Raw genomic sequence first — 9,384 nt, forward strand, 5'->3', positions numbered from 1 at the left:
GCGCGCAGAGGATCTCGACATCAACGTCACCCGCGAGAAGAAGCTGACCAACATGCGGTCGTCGACCGCCGATGTCATCGAAACGCTGGCCCGGCCGCTCGAACTCGATCTCGAGCAGGCCATGGAATTCTGCGCGCGGGTTGATCCCGACGACCATGCCCTCGTAGGTGTCCTGGCCCGGCTCGACGAAGAACTGGCCGCGGTCGGCGAGCTGGATCATGGCGAACGGGGTGATGGTGCCCGCGCGGTCGGAGACCAGCGAGCCGGTGTGGCGGGCGCGGATCTCCCCCGCCCACGGCCGGTAGCCGTCGAACACCGCATTGGCGATTCCGGTGCCGCGGGTCAGCGTGAGGAAGTCGGTGCGGAACCCGATCAGGCCGCGGCTGGGGACGATGAAGTCCATCCGGACCCAGCCCGCCGCGTGGTTGGTCATCTCTTCCATGCGCCCCTTGCGGGCGGCCATCAGCTGGGTGATGGCGCCGACGAATTCCTCAGGGCAGTCGATGGTCATCGCCTCGAAGGGCTCGTGCAGCTTGCCGTCGATCGTCTGGGTGACGACCTGGGGCTTGCCGACGGTGAGCTCGAAGCCCTCGCGGCGCATCTGCTCGACGAGCACCGCCAGCGCGAGCTCGCCGCGGCCCTGCACCTCCCAGGCGTCGGGCCGGTCGATGTCGACGACCTTGATCGAGACGTTGCCGACGAGCTCGGCGTCCAGGCGCGACTTCACCATGCGCGCGGTCAGCTTGTGCCCCTTCACCTTGCCGGCCAGCGGCGAGGTGTTGGTGCCGATGGTCACCGAGATGGCGGGCTCGTCGACGGTGATGCGCGGCAGCGCGTGCGCGTGGTCCGGATCGGCCAGCGTGTCACCGATCATGATCTCCGGAATGCCCGCGACCGCGACGATGTCCCCCGCGATGGCCTCGTCGGTGGGGGTACGTTCCACGCCCTCGGTCACCAGCAGTTCGGTGATCTTGGCGTTCGTGATGACGGGATGGCCGTCCACCTCGCGCATCCAGGCGACCTGCTGGCCCTTGCGGATCCGGCCCTTGTAGATGCGGATCAGCGCGAGCCGGCCGAGGAAGGCCGAGGCGTCGAGGTTGGTGACCAGCGCCTGCAGCGGCGCCTCGGGATCGCCCTGCGGCGGCGGGATGTACTCGAGCAGGACGTCGAACAGCGGATCGAGGTTGTCGCCCTCGGGGTTTTCGCCGTTGGCCGGCTCGGTGGTGCTGGCGATGCCCGCCCGGCCGGAGGCGTACAGCGTCGGCAGGTCCAGGGCGTGCTCGGCCGCCTTCTGCGCTTCCTCGTCGAGGTCGGAGGCCACGTCGAGCAGCAGGTCGTGGCTCTCCGAGACGACCTCGGAGATCCGGGCGTCCGGCCGGTCCGTCTTGTTGACGACCAGGATCACCGGAAGGTGGGCGGCCAGGGCCTTGCGCAGCACGAACCGGGTCTGTGGCAGCGGCCCCTCCGAGGCGTCGACCAGCAGCAACACCCCGTCGACCATCGACAGGCCACGCTCCACCTCGCCGCCGAAGTCGGCGTGGCCGGGCGTGTCGATGACGTTGATGACGGTCGTCGTTCCGTCCGCATTCTTGCGATGCACGGCCGTGTTCTTGGCCAGGATCGTGATGCCTTTTTCCTTCTCCAGGTCACCGGAGTCCATCAGGCGCTCGACGGCGTCGTCCCCGCGGTGGTGCAGCGCGCCCGACTGCCGCAGCATCGCGTCGACCAGGGTGGTCTTTCCGTGGTCGACGTGGGCGACGATGGCGACGTTGCGAAATAGCACGTCGGTGATTGTGGCAGCGGGGGGCCTTTCAAAGCGAACTGGCCAGCGAACCGGCTGGTAACCGGGCGCCGTTCGGTGACCGACGGCTCGGGTGTGCGGTGGCGGCGGGCCGGGTCGGCGTGTCGTCGCCCTGGCCGCGCAATCGACGCGCGGGGCGAACCCTTACCAGCCCCGCCGGCGCGGCGCCGTGCCGACGAGTTGACCCTTACCCGCCGCCTCGCGGCTGCGGTAGACGATGTAGGGCCGGAACAGGTAGACGACCGGGGCGCTGAACACATGCACCAGCCGGGTGAACGGCCACAGCGTGAACAACACCATGCCGATCAGGGCGTGCAACTGGTAGTCCAGCGGCGCGTTGACCATCACCTCGCCGTGCGGTTGCAGGATCCAGATCCGGCGGAACCACAACCCGACCGTGTAGCGGTAGTGGAACTCCCCACCGTGCGGGCCGGTGCCGATCAGGTCGCAGTACAGGCCCACCACGATCGCCAGCACCAGCACCGTGTACATCACCTTGTCGCTGCGGCTGGTGGCCATGGAGACCGCCGGGCGGGTGAACCGCCGGTAGATCAGCAACCCGATGCCGACCAGCGTCGCGACGCCGGCCATCGACCCGGCGATGACCGCCTGCAGGTGATAGAAGTGGTCGCTCATCTTCATCATCTGGGTGACCTTCGGCGGAATGAACAGGCCCATCACATGCCCGGCGAACACCGCCAGGATGCCGAAATGAAAGATGGGGCTGGCGATGCTGAGCAGTCGCGACTCGTAGATCTGCGACGACCGCGAGGTCCAGCCGAATTTGTCATACCGGTAGCGCCACCAGGTGCCCACGATCAGCACCGACAGCGTGACGTAGGGCGCGATGTCCCAGAACAGGACGTTGCTAAACACTTGGCGATCCTTTGCGGGGTGGCACGGTCAAGGTAAACGGTTGCAGTCCAACGGCTTCCGCAGGCGGCCCGGCTTGGGCCAGGCGCTCGGCGCGGCGCACTTCCTGATCGGTCGCGTCGGGCAGGGTCGCGCAGACCGCCGCCACCGTCGGTTCGTAGGGCGACTCGGCGTCGGCCAGGGCGCCGCGCAGCACGTCGATCGGCACGCGGTGCCGGCTCAGCATTCGCCGCCCGGCGTCGGGATCGACGGTGGCGGCGAATTCGAGCACCACGGCCAGATGATCGGGCGCCTCACCGCCCGGCGGCTGTACCCCCGCCTCGCGGTAGGCGGTGGCGAACGCCAGCATCTCCCGTCCGCGATTGCGGGTATCCCCCGCGGTCCAGTAGGTCAGGTACATGGTGGCGCGCCGGCGCATGTCGAACGTCGCGACGTAGTCCATCGCCGCGGTCATCGGCTCGACCGCTCGCAGCGCCGCGACCGTCCGCCCCAGCAGCGCCGCCGGCGGACCGCTGACATGGCTCAGCAGCTCCTCGACGGTGTCCAGGCGCCCGGCCAACCCGTCGTCAGGGTAGGCCAGCAGCAGGGAGGCCGCCTGCCACACCAGGCGATCCTGCATCGCCCGGGTGGTGGAACGCTCGCGCAGCGCCGAAAGCAGCTTCATCGCTGCCGCCCTTCGGGGAACATGCCGGCGGGCACCTGGCCGCCGTCCCAGTTGAGCAGGTTCACCCGCGTCGACCGCCGTCCGTTGCCGGGGTCTTGTTCAGGAGAGCCGCGCTGCTTGAGGGTGTGGAAGGTCTCCACGGACACCGGCACCGGATCGGACTCGTACATGCCCGGCCCGCCGTCGCCGGTCAACGAGCAGCCCGCCATCTCCTCGAGGTCGCGGGCCTGCGGCGCGAAGGCTGTCGGAATCACATAGCGCTCTTCGTATTTCGCGATGGCCAGCAGCCGGTACATCTCGTAGATCTCTTCTTCGGTCAGGCCGACCGAATGCGGGATGTGCGGTTGGGTTTCGCGCCCGAGGTTGATGTCGCGCATGTAGGAGCGCATCGCCGCCAGCCGGCGCAACACGCCTTCGACCACGGCGGTGTCGCCGGCGGTGAACAGTTCGGCCAGGTACTGCATCGGGATGCGCAGCGCGTCCAGCGCGCCGAACAGGTTGCCGAGGTCTTCCCCGTCGTGGCCGTCGCGGCTGACCGCGTCGACCACCGGCGAGAGCGGCGGGATGTACCAAACCATCGGCATGGTCCGGTATTCCGGGTGCAGCGGCAGCGCCACCTTGTAGGTGTGGATCAGCGCGTACACCGGGGAACGCTGGGCGGCCTCGATCCACTCGTCCGGAATCCCCTCGGCGCGCGCACCGGCGATGACGTCCGGATCGTGCGGGTCGAGCAGGATCTCGCACTGCGCCGGATAGAGATCGGTGTCCTTTTCCACCGACGCGGCTTCCAGCACCCGGTCGACGTCATAGAGGACCACGCCCAGGTAGCGCAGCCGCCCCACACAGGTCTCCGAGCAGATGGTCGGCAGCCCGACCTCCATCCGCGGATAACACAGCGTGCACTTCTCGGCCTTGCCCGTCTTGTGGTTGAAATAAACCTTCTTGTAAGGACATCCGGACACACACATCCGCCAGCCGCGACATCGGTCCTGGTCGACCAGCACGATGCCGTCCTCGCTGCGCTTGTACATCGCACCCGAGGGGCACGACGCCACGCAGGACGGGTTGAGGCAGTGCTCGCAGATCCGGGGCAGGTAGAACATGAAGGTTTCTTCGAGCGAGAGCTTGACCTCTTCGCTGACCTTTTTCAGGATCGGGTCCCCGGCCAGGATCTCCGGCGACCCGGCCAGGTTGTCGTCCCAGTTCGGCCCCCACGAAACCTTCATCGGCTCACCGCTGATCAGGCTTCGGGGCGCGGCCGTCGGGAAGGTGTCACCCGCCGGGGCGGTGGTCAGGTTCTCGTAGTCGTAGGTCCAGGGCTCGTAGTAGTCGCCGATGACCGGCAGCTTCGGATTGGCGAAGATGCGCAGCAGTTTTTGCAGCCGCCCGCCGTCACGTAGCCGCAGCCGGCCCTTCTTGTCGCGAATCCAGCCGCCGCGCCAGCGCTCCTGGTCCTCGTAGGTGCGCGGATAGCCTTGTCCGGGACGGGTTTCGACGTTGTTGAACCACACGTACTCGGTGCCGGATCGGTTGGTCCACGCCTGCTTGCACGTCACCGAACAGGTGTGACAGCCGATGCACTTGTCGAGGTTCATCACCATCGCCAACTGGGCCATGACCTTCATGTCAGTACACCACCTCTTGGCTACGACGACGGACGATCGTGACCTCGTCGCGCTGGTTACCGGTCGGACCCAGGTAGTTGAACGCGAACGCGTGCTGTCCGTAACCGCCGGCCAGGTGGCTGGGCTTGATGCGGACCCGGGTCAGCGCGTTGTGGTTGCCGCCGCGCTTGTTGTTGGTCTCGGAGCGCGGGGTGTCCACCGTGCGCTCCTGGACGTGGTAGACGTACACCACGCCGTCGGGCATCCGGTGCGAGACGATTGCCCGGCACACGTAGATGCCGTTGACGTTCACCGCCTCGACCCAATCGTTGTCGCGCACATTGATTTTCGCCGCATCGCCGGGGCTCATCCACATCGTCGGACCACCGCGGGACAACGAGAGCATGTAGAGGTTGTCCTGATAGGTGGAGTGGAAAGACCACTTCGAGTGCGGGGTCAGGTAGCGCACCGTGAGCCCGACCCCATCCTCGGTGAGCCCGAGCGTCGGCTGGCCGAACAGGCGCGCCATGTCCAGCGGCGGGCGGAACACCGGCAGGTGCTCGCCGAGTTCCTCGACCCAGTCGTGGGCCAGATAGAAGTGCATCCGCCCGGTCAGGGTGTGGAACGGCTTGAGGTTTTCGATGTTGATGGTGAACGGCGCGTAGCGACGCCCACCCGTTTCGCTGCCCGACCATTCCGGGCTGGTGACCACCGGAACGGGCCGGGCCTGGGTATCGGCGTAGCTGATGCGCTTGTCCTCGCTGCCCTCGGCCAGATGCACGAGCCGCTGACCGGTGCGCTTCTCCAGTTCGTGGAAGCCCTCGACCGCCAGCCGCCCGTTGGTCGTGCCGGACAGGAGCAGCAGCACGTCGGCCATCCGCGACGCGGTGGTGACGGCCGGACGACCCGCTGCCACACCGGAATTGAGCACACCGAACTTGGCGGCCAGCTCCTCGACCTCACGGAACGGGTGCACCGTGACGCCCTTGGTGGTCAGGCCGAACTTGTCCACCAGCGGACCCAGGGTCCGCCACTTGTCGTAGATGGCGCCGTAGTCGCGCTCCACCACGGTGAGCTTGCCCATCGTCCGGCCCGGCACCGGCGTCGCACCCGAGTGCAGCCAATCGCATTCGGTGCCATCGGGATAGGCCATCGCGTCCGGGGTGTCGTGCTGCAGCGCGCTGAGCACCACGTCGGTGCGGGTGCCCAGATGGTCCTTGGCCATGGCGCTGAAGGCGCGCGCGATCGCACCGAAAGCGTCGAAGTCCGAACGGGTTTCCCACGGCGGATCGGTCGCGGCGCTGAACGCATGCACGTAGGGGTGCATGTCCGTGCTGGAGATGTCGGCCTTCTCGTACCAGGTGGCCGCCGGCAGCACGATGTCGGACACCAGCGTCGTCGAGGTCATCCGGAAGTCGATCGACATCATCAGGTCGAGCTTGCCCTCGGGAATGTCGCCCTCACACGTCACGCCGGTGGGCCGCACGCCGTCCTCCGGCGGCAGCGCCGAGGCGTTGGAATCGGTGCCCAGCAGATGGCGCAGGAAGTATTCGCCGCCCTTGCCCGACGAGCCGATCAGGTTGGCCCGCCAAACCGTAAGCACCCGTGGCCAATTCACCGGGTTGTCGGGATCGGTCACGGCGAGCTTGAGCTTGCGCTGGCCCAATTGTTCGGCGACATAGTCGGCGACGTCGCGATCGGCGGCGCGCGCCTCGTCCGCGACGTCCAGGCTGGACCGGTCGAACTGGGGGTAATACGGGCTCCACCCCATCGCCACCGCGGACGCCAGCAGGTCCATGGTGTGCTTGCCCGCGAACCTGCCCCGCCCCACCGGGCTGGCCAGCTTGTCCGCGCCGTATCCGTCGTAGCGCCACTGGTCGGTGTGTGCGTACCAGTAGGAGGCGCCGGGCACCTGCCGCGGCGGCCGCACCCAGTCGGTCGCCATCGCCATCGTCTGGAATCCGGTGAGCGGGCGCACCTTTTCCTGGCCGACGTAGTGGGCCCAGCCGCCGCCGTTGCGGCCCATCGACCCGGTCAGCATCAGCAGCGCCAGCACCGCCCGGTAGATCGCGTCGCTGTGGAACCAGTGACAGATGCCGCCACCCATGATGATCATGGAGCGGCCGCCGGATTCTTCGGCGCTGTGCGCGAATTCCCTTGCCACCCGGATGGCCTGGGCGGCCGACACGCCGGTGATCGCCTCCTGCCACGCCGGGGTGTTCTGCTGGGTGGCGTCGTCGTAGCCGGTGGGCCATTCGCCGGGCAGGCCGGGGCGTGCCACCCCATACTGGGCGAGCATCAGGTCGAAGACGGTGCACACCAGGTGCTTGCCGATCCGGCGCACCGGGACACCGCGCGCCACCGTGGTGCCCTCGCCGTCGACCGTGTCGAAGCTGGGCAGGTGAACGAGCGCGGTGTCATCATCTCCGTTGCGCCCGTTAGCGTCTCGCACGCTGAGCGCCGGCGTCAGGTCGCCCAGGTCGAGGTTCCATTTTCCGACACCCGACTCGCCGTACCGGAATCCCAGCGAGCCGTGCGGCACGACGACCGAATCGGTGATCTGGTCGAGCACCGCGGGCTTGAGCGCGGCGTTCTCGACTGCCTCCCCGAGATCGGCCGCCGTGAGGTTCTTTCCCGGCACCAGCATGTCGCCGCGCTCTTCGAGCTTGATCAGGAACGGCAGGTCGGTGTAGCGCCGGGAATAGTCGGTGAAGAACGGAACCCGCTTTTGCACATAGCATTCCGAGAGGATGACGTGGCCCATCGCCATGGCCAGCGCACCGTCGGTGCCGGCGGCACAGGGCATCCACTCGTCGGCGAACTTGGTGTTGTCGGCGTAGTCCGGGCTCACGGTCACCACCTTGGTGCCGCGGTAGCGCGCCTCGGCCATCCAGTGCGCATCGGGCGTGCGGGTGATCGGGACGTTGGAGCCCCACATCATCAAATACGCTGCGTCCCACCAGTCCCCGGATTCGGGCACGTCGGTCTGGTCGCCGAAGACCTGCGGCGACGCGACCGGCAGGTCGGCGTACCAGTCGTAGAACGACGTCATGGGGGCGCCGATCAGCTCGAAGAACCGCGAGCCCGCGGTGTAGGACACCATCGACATCGCCGGAATCGGAGAGAATCCGGCGACCCGATCCGGTCCATAGGTCTTGATGGTGTGCACGTGGGCGGCGGCGATCAGCTCGGTGGCCTCGGCCCAGGTGACCCGAACCAGCCCGCCCTTCCCGCGGGCCCGCTGGTAGCGACGACGTCGTTCGGGATCGGCCTGGATGTCGGCCCAGGCCAGCACCGGGTCGCCCAGGCGCGCCTTGGCCTCGCGGTACATCTCGATCAGCACGCCGCGGGCGTAGGGGTAGCGCACCCGGGTGGGCGAGTAGCTGTACCACGAGAACGACGCGCCACGGGGACAGCCGCGCGGCTCGTACTCGGGCCGGTCCGGGCCCACCGACGGGTAGTCGGTCTGCTGGGTCTCCCAGGTGATGATCCCGTCCTTGACGTAGATCTTCCACGAGCACGATCCGGTGCAGTTCACCCCGTGCGTCGAGCGAACCACCTTGTCGTGGCTCCAGCGGTCGCGGTAGAACACGTCGGCTTCACGACCGCCCTCCCGGGTGATCGTGCGCAGGTCGGCCGAGATCTCGCCGGGGGTGAAGAACCTTCCGCTGCGCTCCAGGAGTTCCTCGAGCACTCCGCCGATGTGAGGTGTGACAGTCAAGAAGTACTCCTCCGATTCGGTAGCGTCGCGCCTCGTCGCCGGGCCGTGCGTTCGACCCCAGGTGCGTCGTGTTTGGCAGTCAGCCCACGGATCCGCCCGCCCGCACCAGCTCGGATCGGCTCAGCGCTCGGCGTGGCGGGCCCGCGGGCTGGGCAGCGATACAGCACCAGCATAGGTCTGGGTCGGGGGTGAAATCCGGTTCGCCGCGCGCGGGCGATCGTTCGAAAAAGGCGTCATGAGCAGTGGTTTTCGGGCAGCGCAATGCCGGCCGTCGGAGCACCGGGGCCGCGACCGCACTAGCATTCGGCTCGCTATCGGCACGCACATCCAGGGCAGCTTCGTGTGGCGTCGTTATTACAAGTCATATTGTTCTATTCAGTTCACTGCGAGGACCTGTCACGCGGCTGTACATAAGCTGCCGGAACTCTGTGGACTTGTTATGAGGTAGCTCCTAGAGAGCTGCGATCAGATCCGCCAGCCAGCCGCGATCGGCCGGCACCCAGTCCAGATCGTGCAGCTCAGCGGCGGTGATCCAGCGCACCGCCCGATGGTCGCGCGCGTCGGGTTCGCCCCGGACCAGGCGCACGCGGTAGGCGCGCAGCGTGAACCCGCCGTCGACCACGATGTCGTCGCCGAGCCGGCCGCCCACCGCGACGTCGCGCACCCCAAGACCCAACTCCTCGGCCAACTCGCGGGCCAGCGCGTCGCGCTCCGTTTCGCC

5 protein-coding genes and 1 pseudogene are annotated in these 9,384 nt (G+C 67.7%); all 6 read right to left on the bottom strand.

Features of this window, described 5'->3' with window-relative positions; genetic code table 11:
- Positions 1-127: 127 nt before the first annotated feature.
- Positions 128-1,783: pseudogene (gene typA, locus A5646_RS10660) on the bottom strand (translational GTPase TypA); the annotation flags it as partial.
- A 162-nt stretch (positions 1,784-1,945) separates the two neighbouring features.
- The gene (gene narI / locus A5646_RS10665; protein ID WP_066868677.1) at positions 1,946-2,677 is read right to left on the bottom strand and encodes a respiratory nitrate reductase subunit gamma; all 732 of its coding nucleotides are present in this window, start codon (positions 2,675-2,677) and stop codon (positions 1,946-1,948) included.
- Positions 2,670-3,338, bottom strand: coding sequence for a nitrate reductase molybdenum cofactor assembly chaperone (gene narJ / locus A5646_RS10670; RefSeq protein WP_067021625.1), 669 nt, complete (start codon positions 3,336-3,338; stop codon positions 2,670-2,672). Before narJ ends, narI begins: the two co-directional genes overlap by 8 nt.
- The gene (gene narH / locus A5646_RS10675; protein WP_066878618.1) at positions 3,335-4,963 is read right to left on the bottom strand and encodes a nitrate reductase subunit beta; all 1,629 of its coding nucleotides are present in this window, start codon (positions 4,961-4,963) and stop codon (positions 3,335-3,337) included. Before narH ends, narJ begins: the two co-directional genes overlap by 4 nt.
- A gap of 1 nt (position 4,964) precedes the next feature.
- Entirely contained in the window at positions 4,965-8,663 is a 3,699-nt protein-coding gene (locus A5646_RS10680) for a nitrate reductase subunit alpha (RefSeq protein ID WP_067021627.1), read from the bottom strand.
- Positions 8,664-9,114: 451 nt separating this feature from the next.
- The coding region (locus tag A5646_RS10685; RefSeq protein ID WP_156765579.1) for an NUDIX domain-containing protein at positions 9,115-9,384 on the bottom strand (270 nt) is incomplete at its 5' end.

This window comes from Mycobacterium sp. 1245499.0 (assembly GCF_001673615.1).
In the GTDB taxonomy this organism is placed as follows: Bacteria; Actinomycetota; Actinomycetes; order Mycobacteriales; family Mycobacteriaceae; genus Mycobacterium; species Mycobacterium europaeum_A.